The 26,325-nt window shown below is 68.3% G+C and carries 22 protein-coding genes and 2 tRNA genes; 15 read left to right on the forward strand and 9 right to left on the reverse strand.

Features of this window, described 5'->3' with window-relative positions; genetic code table 11:
* Positions 1 to 21: 21 nt before the first annotated feature.
* The 4 genes from gyrA to OG202_RS24745 all read left to right on the forward strand — a co-directional run bounded on the left by gyrA (position 22) and on the right by OG202_RS24745 (position 4,614).
* The gene (gyrA, locus tag OG202_RS24730; protein WP_326580696.1) at positions 22 to 2,616 is read left to right on the forward strand and encodes a DNA gyrase subunit A; all 2,595 of its coding nucleotides are present in this window, start codon (positions 22 to 24) and stop codon (positions 2,614 to 2,616) included.
* Between the two features lie 18 nt (positions 2,617 to 2,634).
* Entirely contained in the window at positions 2,635 to 3,462 is an 828-nt protein-coding gene (locus OG202_RS24735; RefSeq protein ID WP_327728785.1) for a DUF3566 domain-containing protein, read from the forward strand.
* A 110-nt stretch (positions 3,463 to 3,572) separates the two neighbouring features.
* Positions 3,573 to 3,649, forward strand: a tRNA-Ile gene (locus OG202_RS24740).
* A 584-nt stretch (positions 3,650 to 4,233) separates the two neighbouring features.
* Complete coding sequence (locus OG202_RS24745; protein ID WP_328223600.1) at positions 4,234 to 4,614, forward strand: VOC family protein; 381 nt, start codon at positions 4,234 to 4,236, stop codon at positions 4,612 to 4,614.
* A gap of 673 nt (positions 4,615 to 5,287) precedes the next feature.
* On the opposite strand, the gene OG202_RS24750 is transcribed toward OG202_RS24745, so the two are convergent.
* Positions 5,288 to 5,668, reverse strand: coding sequence for a DUF6344 domain-containing protein (locus OG202_RS24750; RefSeq protein ID WP_326580689.1), 381 nt, complete (start codon positions 5,666 to 5,668; stop codon positions 5,288 to 5,290).
* Between the two features lie 435 nt (positions 5,669 to 6,103).
* On the opposite strand from OG202_RS24750, the gene OG202_RS24755 reads away from it, so the two are divergent.
* Positions 6,104 to 6,232, forward strand: coding sequence for a DLW-39 family protein (locus OG202_RS24755; RefSeq protein ID WP_003999697.1), 129 nt, complete (start codon positions 6,104 to 6,106; stop codon positions 6,230 to 6,232).
* A gap of 300 nt (positions 6,233 to 6,532) precedes the next feature.
* Positions 6,533 to 8,038 (forward strand): hypothetical protein, encoded by a 1,506-nt coding sequence (locus tag OG202_RS24760; RefSeq protein ID WP_327728784.1) that lies wholly within the window; start codon positions 6,533 to 6,535, stop codon positions 8,036 to 8,038.
* A gap of 240 nt (positions 8,039 to 8,278) precedes the next feature.
* Here OG202_RS24760 and OG202_RS24765 read toward each other — a convergent pair whose 3' ends face one another.
* Both OG202_RS24765 and OG202_RS24770 read right to left on the reverse strand, forming a co-directional pair.
* Complete coding sequence (locus OG202_RS24765) at positions 8,279 to 10,159, reverse strand: serine/threonine-protein kinase (RefSeq protein WP_327728783.1); 1,881 nt, start codon at positions 10,157 to 10,159, stop codon at positions 8,279 to 8,281.
* Positions 10,160 to 10,439: 280 nt separating this feature from the next.
* Complete coding sequence (locus OG202_RS24770; RefSeq protein ID WP_033530590.1) at positions 10,440 to 10,988, reverse strand: helix-turn-helix domain-containing protein; 549 nt, start codon at positions 10,986 to 10,988, stop codon at positions 10,440 to 10,442.
* A gap of 182 nt (positions 10,989 to 11,170) precedes the next feature.
* Here OG202_RS24770 and OG202_RS24775 point away from each other — a divergent pair.
* Positions 11,171 to 11,243: transfer RNA gene (locus tag OG202_RS24775), tRNA-Ala, on the forward strand.
* A gap of 459 nt (positions 11,244 to 11,702) precedes the next feature.
* On the opposite strand, the gene OG202_RS24780 is transcribed toward OG202_RS24775, so the two are convergent.
* Positions 11,703 to 12,404 carry a DUF5324 family protein gene (locus OG202_RS24780; RefSeq protein ID WP_327728782.1) on the reverse strand — a complete coding sequence of 234 codons (702 nt, stop codon included), beginning with the start codon at positions 12,402 to 12,404 and terminating at the stop codon, positions 11,703 to 11,705.
* 363 nt (positions 12,405 to 12,767) lie between these two features.
* Between OG202_RS24780 and OG202_RS24785 the strand changes: the two genes are divergently transcribed.
* Together OG202_RS24785 and OG202_RS24790 are read left to right on the forward strand one after the other, a co-directional pair.
* A complete protein-coding gene (locus OG202_RS24785; RefSeq protein WP_326580587.1) occupies positions 12,768 to 13,301 on the forward strand; it encodes a peptidylprolyl isomerase in 534 nt (177 codons plus the stop codon).
* A 153-nt stretch (positions 13,302 to 13,454) separates the two neighbouring features.
* Complete coding sequence (locus tag OG202_RS24790; protein WP_326580585.1) at positions 13,455 to 14,348, forward strand: rhomboid family intramembrane serine protease; 894 nt, start codon at positions 13,455 to 13,457, stop codon at positions 14,346 to 14,348.
* A 303-nt stretch (positions 14,349 to 14,651) separates the two neighbouring features.
* On the opposite strand, the gene crgA is transcribed toward OG202_RS24790, so the two are convergent.
* Positions 14,652 to 14,906, reverse strand: a complete 255-nt coding sequence (gene crgA, locus OG202_RS24795; RefSeq protein ID WP_045558527.1) for a cell division protein CrgA — start codon at positions 14,904 to 14,906, stop codon at positions 14,652 to 14,654.
* A gap of 142 nt (positions 14,907 to 15,048) precedes the next feature.
* Between crgA and OG202_RS24800 the strand changes: the two genes are divergently transcribed.
* Genes OG202_RS24800 through OG202_RS24825 form a run of 6 tightly spaced genes read left to right on the forward strand, consistent with a single transcriptional unit; the run spans position 15,049 to position 19,494 of the window.
* A complete protein-coding gene (locus tag OG202_RS24800; RefSeq protein ID WP_327728781.1) occupies positions 15,049 to 15,897 on the forward strand; it encodes a DUF881 domain-containing protein in 849 nt (282 codons plus the stop codon).
* 23 nt (positions 15,898 to 15,920) lie between these two features.
* Positions 15,921 to 16,607 carry a class E sortase gene (locus OG202_RS24805; protein WP_326580575.1) on the forward strand — a complete coding sequence of 229 codons (687 nt, stop codon included), beginning with the start codon at positions 15,921 to 15,923 and terminating at the stop codon, positions 16,605 to 16,607.
* Between the two features lie 53 nt (positions 16,608 to 16,660).
* Positions 16,661 to 16,822, forward strand: a complete 162-nt coding sequence (locus OG202_RS24810) for a hypothetical protein (protein WP_326580573.1) — start codon at positions 16,661 to 16,663, stop codon at positions 16,820 to 16,822.
* Positions 16,819 to 17,469 carry an aminodeoxychorismate/anthranilate synthase component II gene (locus OG202_RS24815; RefSeq protein WP_326580571.1) on the forward strand — a complete coding sequence of 217 codons (651 nt, stop codon included), beginning with the start codon at positions 16,819 to 16,821 and terminating at the stop codon, positions 17,467 to 17,469. The genes OG202_RS24810 and OG202_RS24815 overlap by 4 nt, the downstream gene beginning before the upstream one ends.
* Positions 17,466 to 18,728, forward strand: a complete 1,263-nt coding sequence (locus tag OG202_RS24820; protein WP_326580569.1) for a class E sortase — start codon at positions 17,466 to 17,468, stop codon at positions 18,726 to 18,728. Before OG202_RS24815 ends, OG202_RS24820 begins: the two co-directional genes overlap by 4 nt.
* A gap of 25 nt (positions 18,729 to 18,753) precedes the next feature.
* A complete protein-coding gene (locus OG202_RS24825; protein ID WP_326580567.1) occupies positions 18,754 to 19,494 on the forward strand; it encodes a class E sortase in 741 nt (246 codons plus the stop codon).
* A 173-nt stretch (positions 19,495 to 19,667) separates the two neighbouring features.
* On the opposite strand, the gene pknB is transcribed toward OG202_RS24825, so the two are convergent.
* The 4 genes from pknB to OG202_RS24845 all read right to left on the reverse strand — a co-directional run bounded on the left by pknB (position 19,668) and on the right by OG202_RS24845 (position 26,294).
* Positions 19,668 to 21,653 (reverse strand): Stk1 family PASTA domain-containing Ser/Thr kinase, encoded by a 1,986-nt coding sequence (gene pknB / locus OG202_RS24830; protein ID WP_326580565.1) that lies wholly within the window; start codon positions 21,651 to 21,653, stop codon positions 19,668 to 19,670.
* Between the two features lie 169 nt (positions 21,654 to 21,822).
* Positions 21,823 to 23,289 (reverse strand): peptidoglycan D,D-transpeptidase FtsI family protein, encoded by a 1,467-nt coding sequence (locus tag OG202_RS24835; RefSeq protein WP_327728780.1) that lies wholly within the window; start codon positions 23,287 to 23,289, stop codon positions 21,823 to 21,825.
* The gene (locus OG202_RS24840; protein ID WP_326580561.1) at positions 23,286 to 24,737 is read right to left on the reverse strand and encodes an FtsW/RodA/SpoVE family cell cycle protein; all 1,452 of its coding nucleotides are present in this window, start codon (positions 24,735 to 24,737) and stop codon (positions 23,286 to 23,288) included. Before OG202_RS24840 ends, OG202_RS24835 begins: the two co-directional genes overlap by 4 nt.
* A 27-nt stretch (positions 24,738 to 24,764) precedes the next feature.
* On the reverse strand, positions 24,765 to 26,294 hold the full coding sequence (locus tag OG202_RS24845; RefSeq protein WP_326580559.1) for a Stp1/IreP family PP2C-type Ser/Thr phosphatase: 1,530 nt from the start codon (positions 26,292 to 26,294) through the stop codon (positions 24,765 to 24,767).
* Between the last annotated feature and the right edge of the window lie 31 nt (positions 26,295 to 26,325).

Genomic DNA, 26,325 nt, shown 5'->3' on the forward strand with positions numbered 1-26,325 from the left:
CAGGAAGGATCCCCACCAGCAATGGCCGACGAGAACACCCCCCTCACGCCTGAAGAGGCCGGCGAGACGACCGTGCGCATCGAGCCCGTCGGGCTCGAGACCGAGATGCAGCGCTCGTACCTGGACTACGCGATGTCCGTCATCGTGTCGCGTGCGCTGCCCGATGTTCGGGACGGTCTCAAGCCCGTCCACCGCCGTGTCCTGTACGCCATGTACGACGGCGGTTACCGGCCCGAGAAGGGCTTCTACAAGTGCGCCCGCGTCGTCGGCGACGTCATGGGCAACTACCACCCGCACGGCGACTCCTCGATCTACGACGCGCTGGTCCGCCTCGCGCAGCCGTGGTCGATGCGGATGCCGCTGGTGGACTCCAACGGCAACTTCGGCTCTCCGGGCAACGACCCGGCGGCGGCCATGCGCTACACCGAGTGCAAGATGGCGCCGCTGTCGATGGAGATGGTCCGTGACATCGACGAGGACACCGTCGACTTCACGGACAACTACGACGGCCGTTCCCAGGAGCCGACCGTCCTCCCGGCACGTTTCCCGAACCTGCTGATCAACGGCTCGGCCGGTATCGCGGTCGGCATGGCGACCAACATCCCGCCGCACAACCTCCGCGAGGTCGCGTCCGGTGCCCAGTGGTACCTGGAGAACCCCGAGGTCTCCCACGAGGAGCTCCTGGACGCGCTGATCGAGCGCATCAAGGGCCCCGACTTCCCGACCGGCGCCCTGGTGGTCGGCCGCAAGGGCATCGAGGAGGCCTACCGCACGGGCCGCGGCTCCATCACGATGCGCGCGGTCGTCGAGGTCGAGGAGATCCAGAACCGCCAGTGCCTGGTGGTCACGGAACTCCCCTACCAGGTCAACCCGGACAACCTCGCGCAGAAGATCGCCGACCTGGTGAAGGACGGCAAGATCGGCGGCATCGCGGACGTCCGCGACGAGACGTCGTCTCGTACGGGCCAGCGCCTGGTCATCGTCCTGAAGCGCGACGCGGTCGCCAAGGTCGTGCTGAACAACCTGTACAAGCACACCGACCTGCAGACGAACTTCGGCGCCAACATGCTGGCGCTGGTCGACGGCGTGCCCCGGACCCTCTCGCTGGACGCGTTCATCCGCCACTGGGTGACGCACCAGATCGAGGTCGTCGTCCGCCGTACGAAGTTCCGGCTGCGCAAGGCCGAGGAGCGGGCGCACATCCTGCGCGGCCTACTGAAGGCCCTGGACGCCATCGACGAGGTCATCGCGCTGATCCGGCGCAGCGACACCGTCGACATCGCGCGCACGGGCCTGATGGAGCTCCTGGAGATCGACGAGATCCAGGCCAACGCCATCCTCGAGATGCAGCTGCGCCGACTGGCCGCCCTGGAACGCCAGAAGATCATCCAGGAGCACGACGAACTCCAGGCCAAGATCCGCGAGTACAACGCGATCCTCGCCTCCCCCGTCCGCCAGCGCGGGATCGTCAGCGCGGAACTCGCCGCGATCGTCGAGAAGTTCGGCGACGACCGCAAGACGATGCTGGTGCCCTACGACGGTGACATGTCCATCGAGGACCTCATCGCCGAGGAGGACATCGTCGTCACCGTCTCGCGCGGCGGTTACGTCAAGCGGACCAAGGCGGTCGACTACCGGGCGCAGAAGCGCGGCGGCAAGGGCGTGCGCGGCACGAAGCTCAAGGAAGACGACATCGTCGACCACTTCTTCGTGTCCACGACCCACCACTGGCTGCTGTTCTTCACCAACAAGGGCCGCGTCTACCGGGCCAAGGCGTACGAACTGCCGGACGCCGGACGTGACGCGCGTGGACAGCACGTCGCGAACCTGCTGGCCTTCCAGCCGGACGAGGCGATCGCCGAGATCCTCGCGATCCGCGACTACGACGCCACGCCCTACCTGGTGCTCGCCACCAAGGGCGGTCTTGTGAAGAAGACGCCTCTGAAGGATTACGATTCGCCCCGTTCCGGCGGCGTCATCGCGATCAACCTCCGTGAGAAGGAGGACGGTTCTGATGACGAACTGATCGGAGCCGAACTCGTATCGGCAGAGGATGACATCCTTCTGATCAGCAAGAAGGCACAGTCGATCCGCTTCACGGCGACGGACGAGGCACTGCGGCCCATGGGCCGTGCCACCTCGGGTGTCAAGGGCATGAGTTTCCGTGAGGGGGACGAGCTGCTCTCGATGAATGTTGTTCGACCCGGTACGTTCGTGTTCACTGCCACAGACGGTGGGTACGCGAAGCGGACCGGCGTCGACGAGTACCGCGTCCAGGGTCGCGGCGGCCTCGGCATCAAGGCCGCCAAGATCGTCGAGGACCGCGGTTCGCTCGTCGGCGCGCTGGTGGTCGAGGAGACCGACGAGATCCTCGCCATCACGCTGTCGGGCGGTGTGATTCGTACGCGAGTCAACGAGATCAGGGAAACCGGCCGTGACACCATGGGCGTCCAACTGATCAACTTGGGCAAGCGCGATGCCGTGGTCGGCATCGCTCGTAACGCCGAGGCAGGGCGGGAGGCGGAGGAGGTCGACGGCGACGACGCCGTGGACGAGACCGCCGAGGGTGCCGCGACGACCGGTACGGACGAGGGTGAGGCGCCCTCGTCCGAGTAGCACGAGGAGTGAGTCAGCGTGAGCGGAGCCACGGGCGCCGGATCGTCCGGTACTTCGGCCGGCACTTCGACCGGGTCGGAGGCGGACGGCGGCGGCCGTGGCTCCGCCGCGCGTGCGATGGACACGCACACGACCCAACTGAAAGCGATCAAGCCGAGCGCGACCGACTCGGCCGAGACGTCGCCCGAGAAGTCTGGACCCCAGGGGGGAACCGTGACGGACACCCGTGGTCCGCAGACCCAGCAGCCCGCGCCGGGCACTCCGGCCGCGGCTCCGGGAGGGCCCGGCCGCCAGGCTTCGGCGCCGCCCCAGCCTCAGCCCCACGCCCAGGCTCCGGCGCAGGCCGGTGGCTCCGCGCTGCCCGGTGAGCGGCAGTCGCAGCAGCAGGCGGGCCCGTACCACCCGCCGCAGGCCTACCAGCCGGCTCCGGAGGGTTCGTCCCGCAAGCCGCGTACGGGAGCGCGCACGACGCCTCGTACGCGCAAGGCCCGGTTGCGGGTGGCGAAGGCCGACCCGTGGTCGGTGATGAAGGTCAGCTTCCTGCTCTCCATCGCTCTCGGCATCTGCACGGTCGTGGCGGCCGCGGTGCTGTGGATGGTCATGAACGCGATGGGCGTCTTCTCCACGGTCGGCGCCACGATCTCCGAGGCCACCGGCTCGAACGAGTCCAACGGATTCGATCTGCAGTCGTTCCTGTCGCTGCCCAACGTGCTGATCTTCACCACGATCATCGCGGTCATCGACGTCGTCCTCGCCACCGCCCTCGCCACCCTCGGCGCCTTCATCTACAACCTCTCCGCGGGCTTCGTGGGCGGCATCGAGCTGACGCTCGCCGAGGACGAGTGACGACGCCCCACCGCGTCACGGACCCCCTCCAGGTATCGATTTTGGGACTGCCCACGTCGTGCGCTAATCTTCAGGAGTCAGCGCGCGGGACACACACCGCAGAGCGCGGCGGGGCTATAGCTCAGTTGGTTAGAGCGCATCCCTGATAAGGATGAGGCCACAGGTTCAAATCCTGTTAGCCCCACCAGCGAAAAGACCTCCTACTCACATGAGTAGGAGGTCTTTGCCGTCCATGGCTGACATCAGCCGATGAGTGGATCTTCCAGAAGCTCGGTGAGCATCGTGACGGGGGATCGCATGAGCGACTTGGGATGCACCTTCAGGCTCGTGCGACCCGTGGCCACCGGCGATCTTCCGCTCCACCTCCTGAAGCTCCTGGCGCTCTTCCGGGGCACGGGCGCAGAACTCCGGCAGCGGGAGCACACCGCCCGTGACTACTTGGTCTTGGGAAGCTTGGGGACCAGCCCGACGGCCCTGACGCGCTGCGGGTTCAGGGGGCGTTCCACGCCTTGCCTTGTCCGGCTGACCTCGGGCATGTCGACCAGGAAGGCGCGACGTTGCGCGTCAGGATCTCTTCGCCGACCGTGTGGCTCTCGGTGCGGGCAACGGTAGCTGGGGAAGGGGGTGGGCTGAGGCTGCGAGGCTCCCGAAAAGCCTTCGCACCCACTCGCCTCGGCCGGTACGGTCTCGAGCGCGCGTCCACTGTGGGGAGCCCAGGAGCTCCGCGCGCGGCCGCACCGGCAGTTCCCACGCTGAGAGTAGGTTTCGTCAATGGCATGTCGTATCAGTGAGCTCGTGCTCGGTTGCCGCGACCCCGAGGTGCTGGCGCGGTTCTGGTGCGAGGTCCTGGACTTCGTCGTGCTCGACCGCGAGGGGGACGACTGCTTCGAGATCGGGCCGCGCGAAGGGTTCGGCGGTCCGCAGCCGACGATCATCCTCAGCCGCAGGGACGAGCCGGAGCCGGGCAAGTCCCGGCTGCACATCGACGTCAACGCCACCGACCGTGACCAGGATGCCGAGCTCGAACGCCTCCTGAAGCTCGGGGCGCGCCCGGCTGACATCGGCCAGACCGGCGAGGGGCAGTGGCACGTCCTCGCTGACCCCGAGGGCAATGAGTTCTGCCTGCTCAAGGCCCGCCTCAACCCGCTCTGACGGCTCCGTGCCCCAGGAGCGGACCTGGCGCCCGGTTGGAGCTGCCACTCCGCCGTCGTCTGGGCAGCCTGCTGGTCACCGCTCAGCAGGCTGCAGCCGTCGACGTCACCTGCTCGATCAACGTCCACAGGCGGACGTTCTACGAGAACACCTCGTTCTACGGCTTCCCCGTGCGGACCGAGGGCGTCCGCGTCCTCCTGGACGGTGTCCGCAAGATCGATCCGTCGAAGCACACCAGTGACACACACGGCCCGCTCCAAGAGCACCAAAGCCCGCAGGACGACCGTCTCCTGGTCCGCCAACAAGGACATGGAAATGGCGAGTTGCTCCCCTCACCGGCGGCCCCGTCGCCTCCAGCACCTGGACGAAAGCCACCACGACCACCGCGTGCAGCCACACCGATCCCCGGGTGCATCAGGGTTACGACCCGCGCCTCGACCCTGCCACGGCCACCGTCTGTGATCCGCTGTTCGATGTTCGCCGCGCGCAGGGGCGCCAGGATTCCCAGGACTGATCGTCCGGGGGGCTTCGCAAGGCTGAAGAACGATCTTCCGCGGCTCCACCAGCAAGAAGACCCTCAGCCGTGTATCGGCTGAGGGTCTTCGTCGTTCACGGTCTTCTCCTGGGCGTCGTACGCAAGATCGCCACTGGGTGAGTGTCTTCCGACCGGGGATCAGCGCTGGAGGGGTGCGAATGGATGCTCTGCCTGTGGGAGAGGGGCGTCCGGGGCGATGGCCGGGTCGGTGACGTTCGTGGCGGTGTCCAAGGCGGTGCCCGTGGCTGTGTGCAGGGCCGTGTGGTGGCGGCAGGAGGGCGAGGAGCCGTGGGCCTCGGCGCGGATGCGCTGCTTCATCGTGGGGGGCAGTGCGCGGTCGTGGGGGCGGGCCGGAAGGGACGTCGCCGGCGCCGTCGTGAGGGCGGCGCAGTTGCGGGTGGTCTCGGTCCGCGGTACCGCGGCCGACGCCGTGGTCGTGATGAGTCCGAGCGCCGTGCACAGCGCGAGGAAGGCGGTGACGATGGCGGTCCACAGCTTCATGACCTTGTTCTGGGCCATGGCCCCTCACTTTCGGGTCGGGCGATTTGCGTACTTTCCTCATGATGTGTATGTGGGCTCCGAAACCGAGGACCGACGCCCGCGGCGCGTCGATCTTCGGATGAACACCACTCGGACGGGCGCAAGGGGTCCGGAGGGTTCCAGGAAGCCGCAGGAAGTCGCAGGAAGCCGCAGGAAGTCGCCGGAAAGGAAGGAAAGGCAGGGGAAAGGGGGGCGAGGCCGGGTGTGCGCCTGGGGGAAGCTATGAGTCCGTCGAGGTGTGCGTGATGTGATGGACCTGTGTGATGAAGTTGCGATCGGAAGAGCAGAGTCCGGTTCTACTGCGGTCTTCCCCACGGGAGTTGAGGGGCCGACGCAGGTCACCGATCGGTATCGGTCGGTGTGTATAGTCGGGCGCCAGAGGTCCCCTACGTCAAGGAAAGACGAGGTCGCGCGGTGAAGAAGCTTCTCCTGGTCGCACTGGCCGCCATCGGCGGGCTCCTCGTGTACCGCCAGATCCAGGCGGATCGCGCCGAGCAGGATCTGTGGACGGAGGCGACTGACTCCGTGCCCACGGGTTCGTGACCATAGACATCAGTCTCAGAGCAGACCCCGGCCGCGCTCGCGGTCGGGGTTTTGTGTCGCTCGGGCGCATCGGCCACATCGTCTCGGACATGTGGGCGCATGCCATCGAGCTTGGATTCGCCTTGGCGAACGACGTGCTTGCGACAGCAAGACCGAGGTCTGCGTAGAGGCCGTTTCCGGCCGCTTGTTCCCAGGAAGGCAGGCATCGGCGCCCGCTGCCCGGCAGGATGGGCGCGTTCGGCGCCGCGACCACTGAGCCGGGGCTTCGGAATCACGGTCTACGACGAGGGGTGGCGCGTGATGGGGCGGCGCACGGTCTGGTGGCGAGCTGCGGCAGCCGTGGGAGCGGCCCTGTGCGCGACGACGGCGGCGATCCCATCCGCCGTGGCGGCCGACGCGCTCACCCCGTACGCCTACGCCGAGGGCGCGACGACGGTCGAGGGCGCCACGAGCAGCACGGGAGCCGTACGGCTGGCGGCCGGCGAGACCTACCGGAGTTCCATCGGCCCGGGGGACAAGCTCTACTACCGCCTCGATCTCGGCGCCGCGGCCAACGCGTACGTCTCGGCGACGGCCGTACCCGCGGCGGGAGCCGCGGTCGCCTCCGCGGACGGTGTCAGGGTGTCCCTGCAGGACGCCGACGCACATCGCTGCTCCTACGAGACCGCCCGCTTCGGACCGACCCGCAGCGCACACCCTGTCACCGCCTGGGCCTCGCGCGAGGTCGGCAGCGACGAGTACATGTGCCAGGGGGCCGGGGTGTTCTACGTCGTCGTCGAACGGGTCGGCACGGCCGTGGGAACCGGTACGGGGACGAGTACGGGCTCGGCTTCCGGCGCGGTGACGGGCTCCCCCTCGGAGGGTTCGTCGGAGGAGTGGGGGCTGGAGCTCGGCTTCGTGTCGGAGCCCGCTGTGACGAAGGGGGGTCCGACGAGCGCCCCTCAGAGCTGGAACTCCGCATCGCCCGAGGGTCTGTCCGGTGATCCCGAGAGTCGTCGCGGCGGGAGCGGCTTCGCCACGGCGAGCCCCGTGGCACAGGGTGTCTGGCAGGACGAGGCCGGGATCAGAGCCGGAGAGACGCTCTTCTACAAGGTGCCCGTCGGCTGGGGGCAGCAGCTCTACGCCACCGCCGAACTGGGCAGCACGACGGGTGGGGACGGATACGTGGGGAACGCGTTCGTCATGTCGCTCTACAACCCCGTACGTGGCTTCGTGGACGACAGGACCGCCAACTACGGGGGCGAACAACGCTCCGCCAGTCTGGACCCGCTCCCGCCTGTCGCGTACGAGAACCGTTCCTCGCTCGACGACGAGGTGAGCGGGATGCGGTTCGCCGGCTGGTACTACCTGGCACTGCACCTCGGGACATCGGTCGCCGACCGGTTCGGCGAGGAGCCTCTCGGGTTGACCCTGCGGGTGCGGCTGGAGGGCGAGGCCGGCGCCGGGCCGGGATATCTGGGCGCTTCCGAGCCGCGGGGGGTCTTCGAGGTCACCGGGGAGGACCAGGAGGCCGCGGAGAGCGGGGCCACGGGGGACACGCTGGACGGCGCGGGGGACGGCGGCGGTGGGGACGCGGAGACGTCCGGCGCAGGGGAGGGCTCCGGCGACTCCTCGGGCGCCGGAGATCAGCGTCTCGCCATGACGGTCGTCGCGGCGGGTGGCATCGGCACCGGGAGCCTGCTGGTGCTCGTGCTCCTGGTGTGGACACTCGTGGCGCGCAGGCGGGCGCCCGTCGACGCGGAGCCGGAACGGCTGAGGCCCGCTGCGGCTCCCCGGGGGCGGCATGGAGCGTCCCGGGGGCGGTAGGACGGTCGGCCGCACTGGGGCTGGGCATCGGTGGGGACGATGGGTGGGCGACGGGTCCCGGCCGAGCCGGCAGCGGGCGTGGCAGGTACTGGCCCATGCCCGGTTGTTCTTCGAGGTCGTTGTCGCGGCTGATGCGGCTGATGCGGCTGATGCGGCTGATGCGGCTGGCGAGCGCCGCCGGAGGGAAGGCCGGACAGACACGGATGCGCCGAGGGCGTCAGTGGGCACCGGTGAGCAGGATCAGAGCTGGCTCAGTGCCCAGAACCCCACCGCGAAGCAGGCCAGTGCGATCAGCAGGACCGGTACGACCACCTTGACGGGCGGGCCCGGACGGCGCCGGGGAAGTGCCCTCGACCGACGTGGAACCTGCGGTGGACGAGCGGTGTATGAACCAGTAGAGGCGTACGCGTGCTGCTGCGCCGCGGCGGTCGGGGCCTGAGAGAGGCCCAGCGACGGGTGAGACTGGGGGGAGGGCACATGCGCGGGTTCGGGGTGTTGCGCTGGAGCGGCTTGGACGGGCGCCGCGGCGGGGGGAGCGGCCTGCTGCTCGGGCTGGTGTTGTGGGTTGCCCAGGCCGGGGGCGTGCTGCTGTTCCGCCTGTCGCGAGGGTGTGTGGGCGGCGAGTACCTGGGGCGGCGGCAGATGGAAACTGCCGGTGTCCGACATCGTGGACGGCTGCGGCGGTACGGGAGCGCGTTCGGGCCGAGGTGGTGCGGCGGCGGGGGGCGACTCGGGCGATATGTGACCGGTGTGCGTCGAAGACGCCGAAGGTGCCGAGGACAGGGTGCCGGAATCCTGGGACCACTGCCCGGCACCGGTGCCGGTGCCGGTGGAGCCGGTCTGGGGCGGGGCGTTGGTGGGCATGGGGGGCGGCGATATGGAGCCCGTGTACGGCGGCTGAGGCACGGCGTCTGTGTGCGGTGCCGGGAGTGCGGTGCCCGCCCCGGGCTGGGGCGGCAGGTTCTGGGGCGGCGGGCTGTAGGCGGGCGGATGGTGAGGCGGCGGTGGTGTCGCGTCCGCGCCGGAGGGCGAGGGAGGTGAGGGCGGCGACGCAGTGGACGGGGACGAGGCGGGAGCCGAAGACACGGCGGGAGCCGAAGACACAGCGGGAGCCGGAGCCGATGAAGGGGCGTGCCGGCCGGGGAAGTTGGAAGGAGCGTCCGCCGTCGGTCCGGAGGCCGGGGAGGACGTGCCGCCGGGACTCGTGCCCGTGCCCGTCTTGTCCAGCCCCGATGCCCTCTGCAGGGGGCCTTCGAGGGCGAATCCCTTGGGAAGTGGGCCGAGTTGGTCGAAGACCTCCACCAACTCGTCGTCGGGCCCCGGATCGGGCAGGAGCTCGACGGCCGCGGCGAGGGCCTTGCGAGCGCCTGTGGCGGTGCGGAAGCGGGAGCTGGGGTCCGGCTGGAGCAGCGTGGCGATGACCTGCCACAGCGGTTCGGGAATGCCTCGCGGGGCGTTCGGTGTGCCGTGGGCGGCGAAGTGCTCGATGAGGGCCTTGGCGTCGGGTTTCGCGCCCTCCAGGAGGTACAGGGCGACGAGACCCACCGCGAAGAGGTCGGCCGGGAAGTCCGGGTCTGCGCCCAGCATCTGCTCGGGAGCGAAGTAACCCGGCGTTCCCACCACGTAGTTGGTCTCGGTCAGGCGGGGCTCGCCCAGGCGCATGGCGATGCCGAAGTCGGACAGGCGCAGGCGGGGCCGAGCCGTGCCGGTGGCCTCCAGCAGCACGTTGGCGGGCTTGATGTCACGGTGGATGACGCCCTCGGCGTGTACGGCGGCGAGACCGGACAGCAGTTGGTCGAGCAGGCCGCAGACATAGGAGGGCGGAAGGGGACCGTAGTCGTTGACAAGGTTGACCAGGGAGCCTCCGGCCACCAGGTCCATGGTGAACAGGACCTTGTCGTCGTCGGCCGCCCAGCTGGCGGGCGCGAGCACATGAGGATGGTCGATCCGTACGGCCTGCTCGCGGACGAAGCGCAGCAGGGCGTGCGCGTCACGCTGTTGCAGGACCTTGGCGGCCACATAGCGGCGGCGGCGGTGGTCCCAGGTGCGCCAGACCGCGCCGACTCCCCCGCGCCCGATCGGGTCGACCAGTTCGTACCGGCCGGCGAAGACCTCACCCATGGCTGTGCGTCGTTCCCCCTTCGGCTCCCCCCTTGGCTGCCCGTCGGCGGAGGACACGGCGCTCGCGCCGCCCTCCGCGGAGCCGGCACGCACGTGCCCGGCTCCCCTCGGAGCTTGTTCCCCGCCTCTGCCCCCTACCGCTCTGCTCCGCTGTACTTGCCGACTCTTCTGGAGCCTACGTCCACGTCTCCGTGGCTCACGAGGGGCCTACAGACCCCTCGTCCCCCGCTTCGGCTTCGGCCCGGTCGCCGAACCCCCTTTCGGGGACCGGGCCTTGGGCTCAGTTCTGGTGGGACTGGTAGTGCGCCACCGCGTCCGAGGTGCGGCCCGCGCCGTACACCCGGAGGAACTCTGCCAGTTCCGGGTGGGTCGGGGCGAGGGTGTCCGCCGCCTCGATGATGTCGCCCGCGGCCGCCACCGAGCGAAGCAGCGACTGGATCTCGCGGACGACCCGCTTGACCGTGGGCGCCCCCGAACTCGTCGTCGACTGCGTGGTGTTGCTGAGCACCGATCCCCCCTGTGACTTCTTGATCTCGTCCATGCGCTCGGTCGCCTCGGCAGCGCTCACGCTGCCGTCCGCGACCTGCCCCGCCAGGTCCTGCAGCAACTGCACCCGCTGGACCACTGCCGGGTTGCCGATCTTGGCACGCTGACCGCTCATCAGCTGCGACAGCATCGGTGCCGACAGACCCAGCACCCCCGCGAGACGGGCCTGGTTGAGACCCAGGTCCTCGATGAGCCTACGGAAGAGTGCCCCCAACGGCTCTCCGTACCAGTTCCGCTGCAGCTCCCGGGCTCTTGCGGTCGCTTCCTGCTGTGCGGCGTCCATTGCGTCTCCCCATCGCTTCCCCAAATACCGTGGTTCGCTGTAGCGAACCACGACGAGCATCTTACGGAGAGTGGTCGTTCACGGGGACCCCCAATCTTTTTGCGAGATCCCGGGGGTGACCCGGTACTCTGGTCTGCGAAGCCCCCCGGTGGTCGGTTCTTCCGGGTGGGTGCTTCCCTTTCGGGGCCTTAGCTCAGTTGGTAGAGCGCTGTCTTTGCATGGCAGATGTCAGGGGTTCGACTCCCCTAGGCTCCACAGCGGATCGGCCGGGTCGGATGTCGTAGGACATCCGACCCGGCCTTTTTTCTGCCTCCATCGCCGAGGTCGTCGGTGACGCTTCAGATGAACCTCGTCGCGATCGCTATCTGTGCACTTCGTGCAGGGAGGCCCGCTGTAACGGGGCGACGGCCGGTGGCGCGTGTCGACGTGCGCATATGCGAAACCAGTGGCCTGGATCACGCCCGCGCTCGGCGGGATGTGTACGTCACCCTTCGCAATCGGACCAATACATTCCGGGCGGTGGGTTGCAGTGCGCCTGGAGGCTGGGACGTTTCACGTGAAACAGCCCTGTGGGGCAGAAGACCTCCAAGTCTTCTGCCCCACAGGGCTGTTGAAAGGTGTCCTGTCGGACGCGCTCTCGGGCAAGGCCGAGCCGAGAGGGGACGCGGCCTGGGACGTCGGCGGCCTCGGAAAAGTGACCTCGGCTGCCGGTTCTCAGCGGCGGTTGTCGCGGTCGGCGGCCTCGTCCTCGGCCTGCTTGGCCTGGACCTCGGGGTCGAGGGCGGACTGGCCACTGCCGTCGACGGAGGACAGATGACCGGGGTCGGAGACCTCGGTCGCGGCGGGGGGCTCGACCAGCCAGTCGGGGTTGGCCTGCTTGTCCCACCACTTCCAGGCGGCGAAGGCGCCGCCGGCCACGACGCCCAGGACGGCCAGGCCCTTGAAGGCTCGGCCGGCCCTCGCGCGACGCTGCTGCCTGCGGACCAGCTTCTGGATCTGCTGGGGCGAGACCTGCCCGCGCAGTGCGGCCAGCGCCGCGACGCTGCGGGCGGTGGCCTCCTCGCGGACGGGGCCGGCGGCGGCCACGGCCTGCTCGATGCGTGGACGGGAGTAGTCGGCGGCCTGGCGGGCCGCCTTACGGGTGCGGACGGCGGCTTCGTGGGCCGCGTGGTCCACCTTCGGCGGTACATGTGTGCGGGCCTGTTCCAAGCGCGGGACGACATGGGCGCCGTACTGGACGCGTGCCTGTTCCGCGGCCTGCGACACCTTCGGCGCGAGTCGTACGCGTGCCTCTTGCGCGTAGTGCGAGGCCTTGTCCTTGGCCGTGTCGGCGTAGGGCGCCACCACTTCCGCGGCGTGCAGCACGCTGTCCTTTGCCGAGCCGGTCGCGGCGCGCATGCTGTCAATGCGGGTCACGGGATCCTCCTCCTCGGTGGCGTACGTAATTCGACTTTCCACCCTTTTGGGGATCATGCCTCCCGGAGCGCTCCGAGGCATGTGCGGGCGGGCATCCGGGTCATGGGCGCCGACTCCAGCTGATCATCGAGCAGGAGCCGCTCATGAATCCGGTCACGTGCAATAGGGGATGAATGCGGGGCAACGGGAACTTGTCCACGACAGTGCCGACAATGCCACGGATCGCCGCGAAGCGCGCCGGTACCGGGGGTACTCGACCGGTTTTCCGTGCGCCCGCAGTACCGAGAGCGTGGGCGTCGGGGGACGGACGGCGTCGGCCGTGCGAGGATCGGGGGAGTCACAGAGGACAACGGAAGGCAGATCGTGGCAGAGCAGCTGTACGCCACCCTGAAGACCAACCATGGCGACATCGAGGTGCGGCTGCTGCCGAACCACGCGCCCAAGACGGTCCGTAACTTCGTCGAGCTCGCCCAGGGCGAGCGTGAGTGGACCAACCCGGCCACCGGCCAGAAGTCCACGGACAAGCTCTACGACGGCACGGTCTTCCACCGGGTGATCAGTGGATTCATGATCCAGGGCGGTGACCCGCTGGGTAACGGCACCGGTGGTCCCGGCTACCAGTTCGCGGACGAGTTCCACCCGGACCTCGCCTTCGACAAGCCCTACCTGCTGGCCATGGCCAACGCGGGCCCGGGCACCAACGGGTCACAGTTCTTCATTACCGTCTCCCCGACGGCGTGGCTGACCCGCAAGCACACCATCTTCGGTGAGGTCGTCGACGCGTCCAGCCAGAAGATCGTGGACGCCATCGCCGGGGCCCAGACCAACCCGCGCACCGACCGCCCGGTCAACGACGTGGTCATCGAGTCCGTCGTCGTCGAGACCCGCCAGGGCTGAGCCCTCCTGGGTTCACCGCGAGGGCCGAGCACGCCGGGTCCACCGTGAGGCCGGACCCGAAAGGTTCACAAGGTCCCGAAGGGAACCAATCGCCCCGCTCATCCGTAAGGATGGGCGGGGCGATGTGTTGCACACACGACATGGAGGGGATCCATGGACCAGGCGCCGAGCAGCCCGCAGGACGCGCGGAGCCTGCCCACCTGCTACCGGCACCCGGACCGCGAGACGGGTATCCGCTGCACCCGCTGCGAGCGCCCCATCTGCCCCGAGTGCATGGTGAGCGCCTCCGTCGGCTTCCAGTGCCCCGAATGCGTCCGCGGCGGCTCCGGCACGGGCCACGCGCCCTCCGCCTCCGCTCCACGCACCCTCGCGGGCGGCACGGTCGCCACCGACCCCCGGCTCCTCACCAAGATCCTGGTCGGCGTGAATCTCGTGCTCTTCCTGGTGAAGATGGCGGCGGGCGACACCTTCACCGACCGGTTCTACCTCATCGGGAGGGACTGGGTCCCGGAACTGGGCTCCTCGCTCCAGGGCGTCGCGGAAGGCCAGTGGTACCGGCTGGTGACGTCGATGTTCCTGCACGGAAGCGTCACGCACATCCTGTTCAACATGCTCAGCCTGTGGTGGATCGGTGGTCCTCTGGAGGCGGCCCTCGGCCGAGCCCGCTATCTGGCGCTCTACTTCGCCTCCGGCCTCGCCGGCAGCGCCCTCACCTACCTGCTTGCCGCGCCGACCGAACGGTCCCTCGGTGCTTCCGGCGCCATTTTCGGTCTCTTCGGTGCCACCGGCGTCCTCATGCGCCACCTCAAGTACGACATGCGCCCGTTGATCATCCTGCTGGTGATCAACCTGATCTTCACCTTCAGCCCGATGTTCAACATCGCCTGGGAAGCCCACGTCGGCGGCCTCGTCGGCGGTGTGCTGATCGGCTACGCGATGGTGCACGCACCGCGCGAGCGGCGGGCGCTGATCCAGTACGGCGCATGCGCTCTGGTACTGGCCGCCGTGGTCGCCATGACGGTGATCAGGACCGCGCAGCTGACCTGAGGTGATGTCGGACCGTCACCGGTTCGGCGCTCGGTCGGCACCGTTACAGCACTGTTGTCCACAGACCGTGGCGGATCTTGTGCATAGGGTGCGGGAACAGGTGTGCCCCCTGTCGCTCACCTGTGTTTTCGCAGGTCAGGCAGGGGGCGAACATGTTTGCGTGTGCCGGTAGGTCAGTCATACCGGCGTCAACGCCCAGTGAGTTATCCACAGATCGTCGTTCTTTTTCCCCACTGTGGAAAACACCTGTGGATAACTCCGTGGACAGCTCTGGGGAGGGCTACCTCCACTGAGCCGAGACCACTACTTCCACTGGGTCGAGACGCCGAATCCGGCGGCGATGAAGCCGAAGCCGACGACGATGTTCCAGTTACCGAGCGAGTCGATCGGCAACGAACCGTCGGTCACATAGAAGACGACGATCCATGCCAGCCCGATGAGGAACATGGCCAGCATGACCGGAGCCACCCAGCCGCGGCTGTTCAGCTTGATGTTCGTGGCCTGCTTGGACGGCGGCGGCGTGTAGTCGGCCTTCTTGCGGATACGTGACTTCGGCACGAGGGTCTCTCCTGTCGATGCGCTGCGTGGCCGCGCAGGGAAGTGTGGCGGGCTCCGGGGCAGCGTACAAGGGGACACTGAATGCTCCCCCGGGCGTCCGTTAGCGTAGTGCTTCCGTGGCGCCTAAGGAGATAAGGGTACGTTGAGCAATTCAGCCGACTCCCCCGAGGCCGGTTCCGGCACCTCCCCGGAAGCCGGGTCCGGCGACTCCTCCGGGACGGGCTCCGACCCCACCGCCCGAAACGGCGACACCTCCTCCCGAGGCGGTGTCCGCCCCATGCGGGTGCTCACCGTCGGGGTCTTCGCCCTCGCCGGGCTGATCTTCTTCACCAGCTTCGACACGGCCAAGGGCACCAACATCCGTACGGACGCCTCGCTGCTGAAGCTCTCCGACCTGATCCAGGAACGCAGCCACAAGAACGGGCAGCTCGACGAGTCCAACGCGGTGCTCCGGGACGACGTCGAGGCCCTCGCCGAGCGGGACGACGGCAGCACCGACGCCGAGGACGCCCGGCTCAAGGCACTGGAGAAGAACGCCGGCACCCAGAAGCTCAAGGGCGAGGCACTCACGGTCACCCTCGACGACGCCCCGCCGGACGCCACCGCCAAGCTCCCCGGCTACCCCGAGCCCCAGCCCGACTACCTGGTCATCCACCAGCAGGACCTGCAGGCCGTGGTGAACGCCCTGTGGCTGGGCGGCGCCGAGGGCATCAAGGTCATGGACCAGCGGCTGATCTCCACCAGTGCCGTCCGCTGTGTCGGCAACACCCTGATCCTCCAGGGCCGCGTCTACTCACCCCCGTACAAGATCCAGGCGGTCGGTGACCCGGAGAAGCTGCAGAAGGCACTCGCCGAGAGCGAGGCGATCCAGAACTACATGGTGTACGTCAACGTCTACGGCCTGGGCTGGAAAGTCACCGAGGACGGGCCGGTGACTCTTCCCGGCTACTCGGGCACAGTGGATCTGAAGTACGCGAAGCCCGTGGAGTAACGGCAGCCGGGGGACCCGTGTCGGTGCGCGTGATCGTGAGGACCGTCAGCGAACTCTGCATCACCGTCGGGACCCTGATCGTGCTCTTCGTCGTCTACGTGCTGTTCTGGACCGGGGTGAAGGCCGACACCGAGATGGACCACCAGGTCGACCTGCTTCAGGACCAGTGGGCGAAGCAGCCGGTGAGACCGACGTCAGGTCCGGGCGCCTCGGCCGCTCCGGAGCCGCCCGCCCCGTACGAGGACGGCAAGCCCTTCGCCCTCATGTACATCCCTCGTCTTGGTTCCACGTGGAACAAGCCCGTCCTCGAGGGCACGAAGACGGACACTCTCCAGAAAGGGCTCGGGCACTACGCGAACACCGCGCAGCTGGGACAGAAGGGGAACTTCGCGGTCGCCGGCCACCGCCGTACGTACGGCGACCCCTTCAAAGATTTTCCCAAGCTGCGCCGCGGCGACGCGGTCGTCCTGAGCGACGGGGCGGACTGGTTCACGTACGTCATCGACAAGGGCCCCTATCGGACATTGCCCACGGACGTCCAGGTCATCGACCCCGTGCCGACGAAGTCGGGGTTCACGCGCGCGGGGCGCTATCTGACGTTGACGACGTGCGACCCGGAGTGGGGACACAGCCATCGGCTCATCGTCTGGGGCCATCTGGAATCCACGCAGCCTGTGGAGTCAGGGAAACCGGAGGCACTGCGCCGTTAGTCTGGTGACGGTACGGCGTGAGTCCGGTGCGGTGGTGTGAAGGAAGGGACGGCATGTACGACTGGATCTGGCGACATCTGCCGGGTAACGCGTGGCTGAAGGCGCTGATGTCCATCGTGCTGACCCTGGCCGTCGTCTACGTCCTCTTCCAATACGTCTTTCCCTGGGCGGAGCCCCTGCTCCCCTTCAACGATGTGACGGTGAACGACCAGTGAGTGCCGCCCGACCCGCCCGGGTCCTCGTCGTCGACAACTACGACAGCTTCGTCTTCAACCTGGTCCAGTACCTGTACCAGCTGGGCGCCGAGTGCGAGGTGCTGCGCAACGACGAGGTGGCGACCACGCACGCCCAGGACGGCTTCGACGGTGTGCTCCTGTCCCCCGGGCCGGGTACCCCCGAGGAGGCCGGCGTCTGCGTCGACATGGTCCGCCACTGCGCCGCGACCGGTGTCCCCGTCTTCGGCGTCTGCCTCGGCATGCAGTCCATGCAGGTGGCGTACGGCGGTGTCGTCGACCGCGCGCCCGAACTGCTGCACGGCAAGACGTCACTGGTGGAGCACGAGGGCAAGGGCGTCTTCGCGGGCCTGCCCACCCCCTTCACCGCGACCCGCTACCACTCCCTGGCCGCCGAGCCGACCACCGTGCCGGCCGAGCTGGAGGTCACGGCGCGCACCCACGACGGGATCATCATGGGCCTGAGGCATCGTGAACTGCCCGTCGAGGGTGTGCAGTTCCACCCCGAGTCGGTGCTCACCGAGCACGGCCACCGCATGCTGGCCAACTGGCTGGCGGAGTGCGGCGACCAAGGGGCCGTGGCGAGGTCGACGGGGCTCGCCCCCGTGGTGGGCAGGGCCACGGCGTGACGGCACTGCGCCCCGAGCGCGAGAGTGCCCCCTACGGCGGCGAGGCCGCGTACGGGGGCGCCGAGTCGTTCGAGGCGGAGGCCTTCCAGCCGGGCGCGCCCTTCGGTGACCCGGCCGAGCCCCAGCAGTGGGCCGCCCAGCAGGCCCCGCAGTACGCCCAGGGCGACTGGTATGCGCAGCAGCAGCCGTACGCGGAGCCGTCGTTCGAGCCGTACGAGGCCTACGAGCCACGTCCCCAGGCCCCGTACGGAGGTCTGTACGAGGCCTATGAAGTGGCGGGCGTCCATGAGGGCACCTCGATGGACACCGCCCAGGAGCACCCTCCGATCGACGAGGAGACCGTGGCGCTCCGGGTCGAGGAGGCGCGGCGTATAGCCGCCGCGGTCGAGCCGATACCCGCGCCCCCGGCTCCCGGAGGCCGTGCGGCCCGCCGTAAGGCCGCGAGACGGCACGGGAGACACGGGGGCTCCCCGGGAGCCCACGCGGGCTCCGGAGCCGCTCAGGGGCCCGAGGAGGCTTTAGAGGAGGACGGGCGGACATCGCCTCGCTCCCGGATCGAGGCGCGACGGGCGGCGCGGGCGCGGAAGCCCAGCGCGGGAGTGATCGCCAGCCGGGTCATCGGCGAGGTGTTCATCACGACCGGTGTGGTGATGCTGCTGTTCGTCACCTACCAGCTCTGGTGGTCGAACATCCGGGCGCACCAGCAGGCGGGCCGGGAGGCGACGAGCCTTCAGGAGGAGTGGAAGAGCGGCAAGCGCGCGCCGGGCGCGTTCGAGCCCGGGCAGGGCTTCGCGATCCTCCACATTCCGAAGCTGGACGTCGTCGTGCCGATCGCCGAGGGCATCAACAAGTCGAAAGTCCTGGACCGCGGGATGGTCGGGCACTACGACGAGAACAGCATCAAGACGGCGATGCCTGGGGACAAGACGGGCAACTTCGGCGTCGCGGGCCACCGCAACACCCATGGTGAACCCTTCCGTTACATCAACCGGCTCAAGCCGGGCGACCCGATCGTCGTGGAGACGCAGGACACGTACTACGTCTACGACATGGCCTCGATCCTGCCGGTGACACCGCCGTCGAACGTCAGCGTGCTCGAGCCCGTGCCCCCGGGATCGGGTTTCACCCAACCGGGTCGCTACATCACGCTGACCACGTGCACGCCGGAGTTCACGAGCAAGTACCGCATGATCGTGTGGGGCAAGATGGTGGAGGAACGGCCGCGCAGCGAGGGGAAGCCCGACGCGCTCGTCCAGTAGGGGCTCGACCAAGGGCGGAAGAACTGTGGCAGTGACCACCGACGGCACCGAAGAGAAGACGGACGCGCCCGAGACCGCGCCGCGGCGCCGCGGCATGAGCCGGATCGCCATGGCGGTCAGTGTCTTCGGTGAACTCCTCATCACGGCGGGCCTGGTGCTCGGTCTCTTCGTCGTCTACTCGCTGTGGTGGACGAACGTGCTCGCCGACCGCGAGGCGGACAAGGAAGCGAACAAGGTCCGCGACACCTGGGCGTCGGACGACAGCCCGGGCGCCCTGGACACCAAGGACGGCATCGGCTTCCTGCACGTCCCCGCCATGAAGAGCGGCGAGGTCCTGGTGAAGAAGGGCACCTCGCCCAAGATCCTCAACGGTGGCGTCGCCGGCTACTACACCAACCCGGTCAAGGCGACCCTCCCCGCCTCCGACAAGGACGGCAACTTCACCCTGGCCGCCCACCGCGACGGCCACGGCGCGAAGTTCCACAACATCGACAAGCTCGAGAAGGGCGACTCGATCGTCTTCGAGACCCGTGACAACTGGTACGTCTACAAGGTCTACGACACCCTCGCCGAGACCTCGAAGTACAACGTCAAGGTCCTCTCGAACATCCCCAAGGAGTCCGGCAAGAAGAAGGCCGGCAAATACATCACCCTCACCACCTGCACGCCCGTCTACACGTCCCGGTACCGGTACATCGTGTGGGGCGAGCTGGAGCGCGTGGAGCGGGTGAACGCGGAGCGCACGCTGCCGAAGGAGCTGCGCTAGTTGTGCGGGGGATTGCTCGCTCGTAGGGATGTTTCACGTGAAACACCCGGTTTCACGTGAAACATCGGGATGACGAAGGAGCCCCGGCCCCCTCCCTGAGGAGGGGGCCGGGGCTCCTTCGTCATACGGGGACGAGGTGGTGGATCCCTCCTCGTCGCGGGGTGTTGGTGGCGCTATCCGAAGAAGCCGCCGCCGTCACCGCCGCCGTTGTTGTTATTGCCGTTGTTGCCGAAGCCGACCGAGGCGAGGGTGATCGTCGTCTGGGCCGGGTCGGCGTCGTTGCCGCCGTCCGGGTCCTGGTCGGTGACGAGCGCGGTGTCGCTCTGGTCGCTGCCGTTGGCGAACTGGATGTTGGTGAAGCCGGAGGCCTGCAGGATCTGCTTGGCCTCGCCCACGGTCCGTCCGACGACGTTCGGGACCTTGGCCTTCTGCTCCTCCTTCTCGGCGGCCTTGCCGATCTGGATGGTGACCGTGTCGCCCTTGTTGAGCTCGGAGCCCGCCGCGGGGTTGGTCGCGATGACCTTGCCGACGAGGCTGTTGTCGTCGGTCTCGACCTCGGTGCAGGTGCCGACGAGGTTGTTGGCCTCCATCTGAGCCTTGGCGGCGTCACAGCTCTGCCGGGAGACGTCCGGGACGGTTTCCTTGTCCGGCGCCTTGGCGACCGTCAGCGTGATCGTGGAGCCCTTTTCAATCTTGCCGCTCGCCGGGTCCTGGTCGATCACGATGCCAGCCGTGCGGTCGGACTCCTCGGTCTTCCTCTCGACCTCGAAGCCCTTGTCCTTGAGCTCAGCCTCGGCCTCGTCGAACTTGATGCCCTGGACATCGGGAACCGTGACCTTCGGCGCACCCGTCGAGATCACCAGGGCGATGGTGTCGCCCTTCTTGACTTCGGTGTCGGCCTCCGGGGTCTGCTCGCAGACGTTTCCGGTCTTCTGGTCCTCGCACTCGGCCTTGCTGGTCGTCACCTTGAGGTCGACGTTCCCGGCCGCCTGTCTGGCCTCGGCCTCGCTCTGGCCCACGAAGTTCGGCGCCTTGAGGGTGTCGTTGCCGGTGCCGTTGCCCGCGAACATCCATCGGCCGATGAGGACCGCGCCGACCAGCACCAGTACACCCGCGACGACCAACAGGATCGTCGAGGTGTTGTTCTTCTTCTGCTGGCGGCGGCGGCCCTGGCGGTCGTCATAGCCGTAGCCGTCGTCCGGGCCGACCGGTGGCAGCATCGTCGTGGCACCGGCATCGGCGCGCAGGGCGGTGGTCGGCTGGTCGTCGGGGTAGCCGCCGTAGCCGACCGAGCCCATGGCCGCCGTGGCCGCGACGGGCTGGCCGTCGAGGCAGGCCTCGATGTCGGCGCGCATCTCGTCGGCGGACTGGTAACGGTAGTCCGGGTCCTTGACCAGCGCACGCAGGACGATGGCGTCCATCTCCGGCGTGATCTCCGGGTCGAAGACGCTCGGGGGCTGCGGCTCCTCCCGCACGTGCTGGTAGGCGACCGCCACGGGGGAGTCACCGACGAACGGCGGGCGCACGGTCAGCAGCTCGTAGAGCAGACAGCCCGTCGAGTACAGGTCGGAACGGGCGTCCACCTGCTCACCCTTGGCCTGCTCCGGAGAGAGGTACTGGGCGGTGCCGATGACCGCGGACGTCTGCGTCATGGTCATACCGGAGTCGCCCATGGCGCGGGCGATGCCGAAGTCCATGACCTTGACCTGGCCGTTGCGCGTCAGCATGACGTTGGCCGGCTTGATGTCGCGGTGGACGATCTGGTTGCGGTGGGCGTACTCCAGTCCCTGGAGGATGCCGATGGTCATCTCCATGGCCCGCTCCGGCAGCAGCTTGCGGCCGCTGTGGAGAAGCTCACGGAGGGTGGAACCCTCGACGTACTCCATGACGATGTACGGGATCGAGACCCCGTCGATGTAGTCCTCGCCCGTGTCGTAGACCGCCACGATCGCGGGGTGGTTGAGTGAGGCGGCCGACTGGGCCTCCCGGCGGAACCTGGCCTGGAAGGTGGGGTCGCGCGCGAGGTCCGCTCGCAGCGTCTTGACCGCCACGGTGCGGCCGAGGCGGGTGTCCATCGCGAGGTAGACCTCCGCCATGCCACCACGGCCGAGCACCTGGCCCAGCTCGTACCGGCCGCCGAGGCGACGCGGCTCTTCCATAGCTTCCTACCAGCCCTCTCCGTCGGTCCCGACCGCACCCATGTGTGGTCCGGCGGCTGTGCTCCGGGCATACGGTACCCGGCTCGCCTTCTGTGACCTGGCCAACCGCGTCACCCGATACAGGACCGGTATCGCAACGTGCACCGATGTGAAGGCGACGTGAGCGGGGTCACTTCTTGCTGTTGATCACTGCCTCCATCACGTTCTTCGCGATCGGGCCGGCGAGACCGCCACCGGAGATGTCACCGCGGTTGGCCGCACCGTCCTCCACGACCACGGCCACGGCGACCGGCGAGCTGCCGTCGCTGAGCTTGGCGTACGAGATGAACCAGGCGTACGGCTTCTCCTTGTTGTTCACGCCGTGCTGCGCGGTACCGGTCTTGCCGCCGACGGTGACGTTGTCGATCTTCGCCTTGCCACCCGTGCCCTGCGGGTCGCTGACGACGGTCTCCATCATGTCCTGCAGCTTCTGGGCGGTCTCCGGCGAGACCGCCTGGGACAGCGTCTCGGGGTCGTGCGTCTCGATGACGTCGAGGTTGGAGGCGCGCAGCTGGTCGACCATGTACGGCTTCATCAGCTCGCCGTCGTTGGCGACGGCCGAGGCGACCATGGCCATCTGCAGCGGCGTGGCGCGGTTGGAGGCCTGGCCGATGCCGTCCATGGCGTTCTGCGGCTCGTTGTCCTCGGGGTAGACGCTCTCGGCGGCGCGTACGGGGACGTCCAGCTTGTCCTCGTTGAAGCCGAACTTCGCGGCCTGCTCACGCATCTTCTCGTTGCCGACGTTGTCCGACATCTTCGCGAAGACGGTGTTGCAGGAGACCATCAGCGCGTAGCGCAGGGTGGCGTTCTTGCACACGCCGTGCTCGTTGGTGAGGTCGGTTTTCGTGCCGGGCAGCTGGTACGGGTCGGGCGTGGCCGTCTTGTCGTCGATGCCCGAGACGATGTCGTTCTCCAGCGCCGCGGCGGCCGTGACCACCTTGAACGTGGAGCCCGGCGGGTAGGTCTCGCGCAGCGCGCGGTTCAGCATCGGCTTGTCGGAGTCCTTCTCCAGTTTGCCGAAGGTCTCGCTGTCCTTGTTGCTGATCCCGGCGAAGGTCGACGGGTCGTACGACGGCGTGGAGGCCAGGGCGAGGATCGCGCCGGTCTTGGGATCGAGCGCGGCGACGGCGCCCTTCTTGTCGCCGAGGCCCTCGAAGGCCGCCTTCTGCGCGGCGGCGTTGAGGGTGGTGACGACGCTGCCGCCCTCCTTCTTCTTGCCGGTGATCATGTCCAGCGTGTTCCGGAAGAAGAGCCGGTCGTCGTTGCCGGTGAGGATGCCGTCCTCGAGGTTCTCCAGCTGGGTCGCGCCGACGATCTGGGAGGAGTAGCCGGTGACCGGCGCCCACATCTCGCCGTTCTTCCAGGTGCGCTTGTACTTGTAGTCGGCGCCTTCGGACGCGACGGACCCGGTGATGGCTTTGCCGTCGACGATGATGTCCCCGCGAGGCGTGGCGTAACGCTCGATGGAGACGCGCCGGTTCTCCTTGTCGGTGGCAAGGGAATCCGCTTTGACGTACTGGAGCCAGTTGTTGCGGACGAGCAGGGCGAGGACCAGGAGCCCGCAGAAGATCGCGATGCGGCGCAGAGGCTTGTTCATGACGGGCGGACCACCTGGGTCATCTCGGCGTCGGGGTTGGGTGCGGGGGCGGGGGCGGGCCTGCGCGCGGTGTCGCTGATTCTGATCAGGACGCCGATGAGTGCCCAGTTGGCGATGACCGAGGAACCGCCGTATGCCAGGAACGGCATCGTCATACCGGTCAGGGGAATGAGGCCCATCACACCGCCGGCGACGACGAAGACCTGGAGGGCGAACGCGCCGGACAGGCCGACTGCGAGCAGCTTGCCGAACGGGTCGCGGGCGGCGAGGGCCGTTCGGATGCCGCGCTCCACGATCAGGCCGTAGATCAGCAGGATCGCCATCACCCCGGTCAGACCCAGCTCCTCACCGAAGGTGGCGAGGATGAAGTCGGAGTTCGCGGCGAAGCGGATGAGCTCCGAGTGGCCCTGGCCCCAGCCGGTGCCGAGGGTGCCGCCGGAGCCGAACGCCCACAGGGCCTGCATGGCCTGCTCGGAGTGGACGATGCCGTCGGTGGTCCCCGCGCGGCTGAGCTTGTACTCGCGGTACGGGTCGAGCCAGGCCTGCACACGGGTCTGGACGTGCGGTTCGAAGCTGGCCACGCCGACGGCGCCGGCCGCGGACATCAGCAGACCGAAGACGATCCAGCTCGTCCGCTCGGTCGCGACGTACAGCATGATCACGAACATGCCGAAGAACAGCAGCGAGGTACCGAGGTCGGTCTCGAAGACCAGGATGAGGATCGACATCGCCCAGACGACGATGATGGGACCGAGGTCGCGGCCGCGCGGGAGGTAGAGGCCCATGAATCGGCGGCTGGCCAGCGCGAGCGCGTCGCGCTTCACCATCAGGTAGCCGGCGAAGAAGATCGCCAGCACGATCTTGGCGAACTCGCCGGGCTGGATGGTGAAGCTGCCGACCTGGATCCAGATCTTGGCGCCGTAGGTGAGCTCGGCGCCGAGGCCCGGGACCAGGGGGAGCAACAGTAGGACCAGCGCACCGGCCATGGAGATGTAGGTGTAGCGCTGGAGGGTGCGGTGGTCCTTGAGGAAGATCAGCACGGCGATGAGGAGAGCGATGCCCATCGCCGTGTAGATCAGCTGGTTCGTCGCCTTTCCACCGGCCACGCCGAGGCCTTGCAGGAGCTCCGACTGGTCCAGCCGCCAGATGGCCACCAGCCCCAGGCCGTTCAACAGCGTGGCCAGCGGCAGCAGCAGCGGGTCCGCGTACGGCGCGAACTTGCGTACGACGAGGTGGCCGATGCCGGCCAGCACGCCGAGGCCGACGCCGTACGCGGCCAGGCCGGTCGGGACCTCGTCGTTCAGGGCGAGACCCACGTTGACGTAGGCGAACACCGGGATGACGACCGCGAACGCCAGCAGGGCCAGCTCGGTGTTGCGTCGGCTCGGGGTGCCGATCGCGCCGATCGTGGACGTGTGCTGCGTCGATGGGTTGGTAGTACTGCTCATCGTGTGAGTGGGCCCCTCGCGGCTTGCCTACTGCTCACCGCACCGTGAGACCAGTTCCTGCTCCTCCTCCGAGAGGCTGGGGCCGGTCGACGGTGTGGGTGCGGTCTGGGTCGGGGTCGGGGACGTCGAGGGCTTCGACGTCGGGGACGGTGTGGCCTTGGACGTGAGGGAGGTCTTCGTGGTTCCCGTGACTCCGCCGGCCTCGCCCTCGCCGGTCTTGGCGTTGTTGTCCGCCGCCTCGCGGCGCTCGGCGTTCTTCTTGCACGCCGACGCCTGGGTGGACAGCTCCGTGATCTTCTTCTCGGCGTCGCTCAGACCGCCCTCGGCGATCGTGGCCTCGACCAGTTTCTGCTGGTAGGGCGGCAGGTACTTGAGTTCGATCTCGGGGTGGTCCTTCTCGACCTTCGAGAGCGAGATCCAGGCCAGGTCCTGACTGATGCCGCGGTACAGGGCCACATGATCGTCGTTGGAGCCGACGTAGTACTGCGTCTGCGTCCAGCGGTAACCGCTGTACAGGCCCCCGCCGACCACGGCGAGGGCGAGGATGCCGAAGAAGGATCTCTTCAACCACCTGCGCTTCTTGCGCGGCTTGACGAAGTCGTCGTCGGAGTAGTCGCCGAAGCTGCCCGCCGCCGGCACGTACCCGGTGGTGTCGCCGGAGCCGGGCGGGCCGAACTCGCCGCCGCCCTGGCCGTGCCCATGGCGGCCGAGACCGGAGGCGCGGCCGGCCGGGGTCTGCATGATGCCGTTGTCCTGCAGGTGGAGCTGGTTCTCGGCGACCGCGCCGACCACGACCGGGGTGTCGGAGAGCTGCCCGGCGAGGGTGTCTCCGGTGTCGAGGTCGAGGACGTCGGCGATGATGACCGTGATGTTGTCCGGGCCACCGCCGCGCAGCGCGAGCTGGATCAGCTCCTGCACGGTCTCCTGCGGGCCCTGGTAGCTGGCGAGGGTGTCTTCCATCGTCTGGTGGGACACGACGCCGGACAGACCGTCGGAGCAGATCAGGTACCGGTCGCCGGCGCGGACCTCGCGGATGGAGAGGTCGGGCTCGACGTGCTCGCCGCTGCCCAGCGCGCGCATCAGCAGGGAGCGCTGCGGGTGTGTGGTGGCCTCCTCCTCGGTGATGCGGCCCTCGTCGACCAGACGCTGGACCCAGGTGTGGTCCTGGGTGATCTGGGTGAGGACGCCGTCCCTGAGGAGGTACGCGCGGGAGTCGCCGACATGCACCAGGCCGAGTCGTTGGCCGGTCCACAGCAGGGCGGTGAGCGTGGTGCCCATGCCCTCCAGCTGGGGGTCCTCCTCGACCATCGCGCGCAGCTGGTCGTTGGCGCGCTGCACGGCGGTGCCGAGGGAGGTGAGGATGTCGGAGCCGGGGATGTCGTCGTCGAGCGTGACGAGGGTGGAGATCACCTCGGAGGAGGCGACCTCGCCGGCCGCCTGGCCGCCCATGCCGTCGGCGATCGCGAGCAGGCGGGGACCGGCGTAGCCCGAGTCCTCGTTGCCCTCGCGGATCATGCCTTTGTGCGATCCGGCGGCGAAGCGCAGTGACAGACTCATGCGCACCTCGCCCGTCGGCTCCGGGTACATC

Origin of the sequence: Streptomyces sp. NBC_00310 (assembly GCF_036208085.1) — a bacterium.
Lineage (GTDB): Bacteria > Actinomycetota > Actinomycetes > Streptomycetales > Streptomycetaceae > Streptomyces.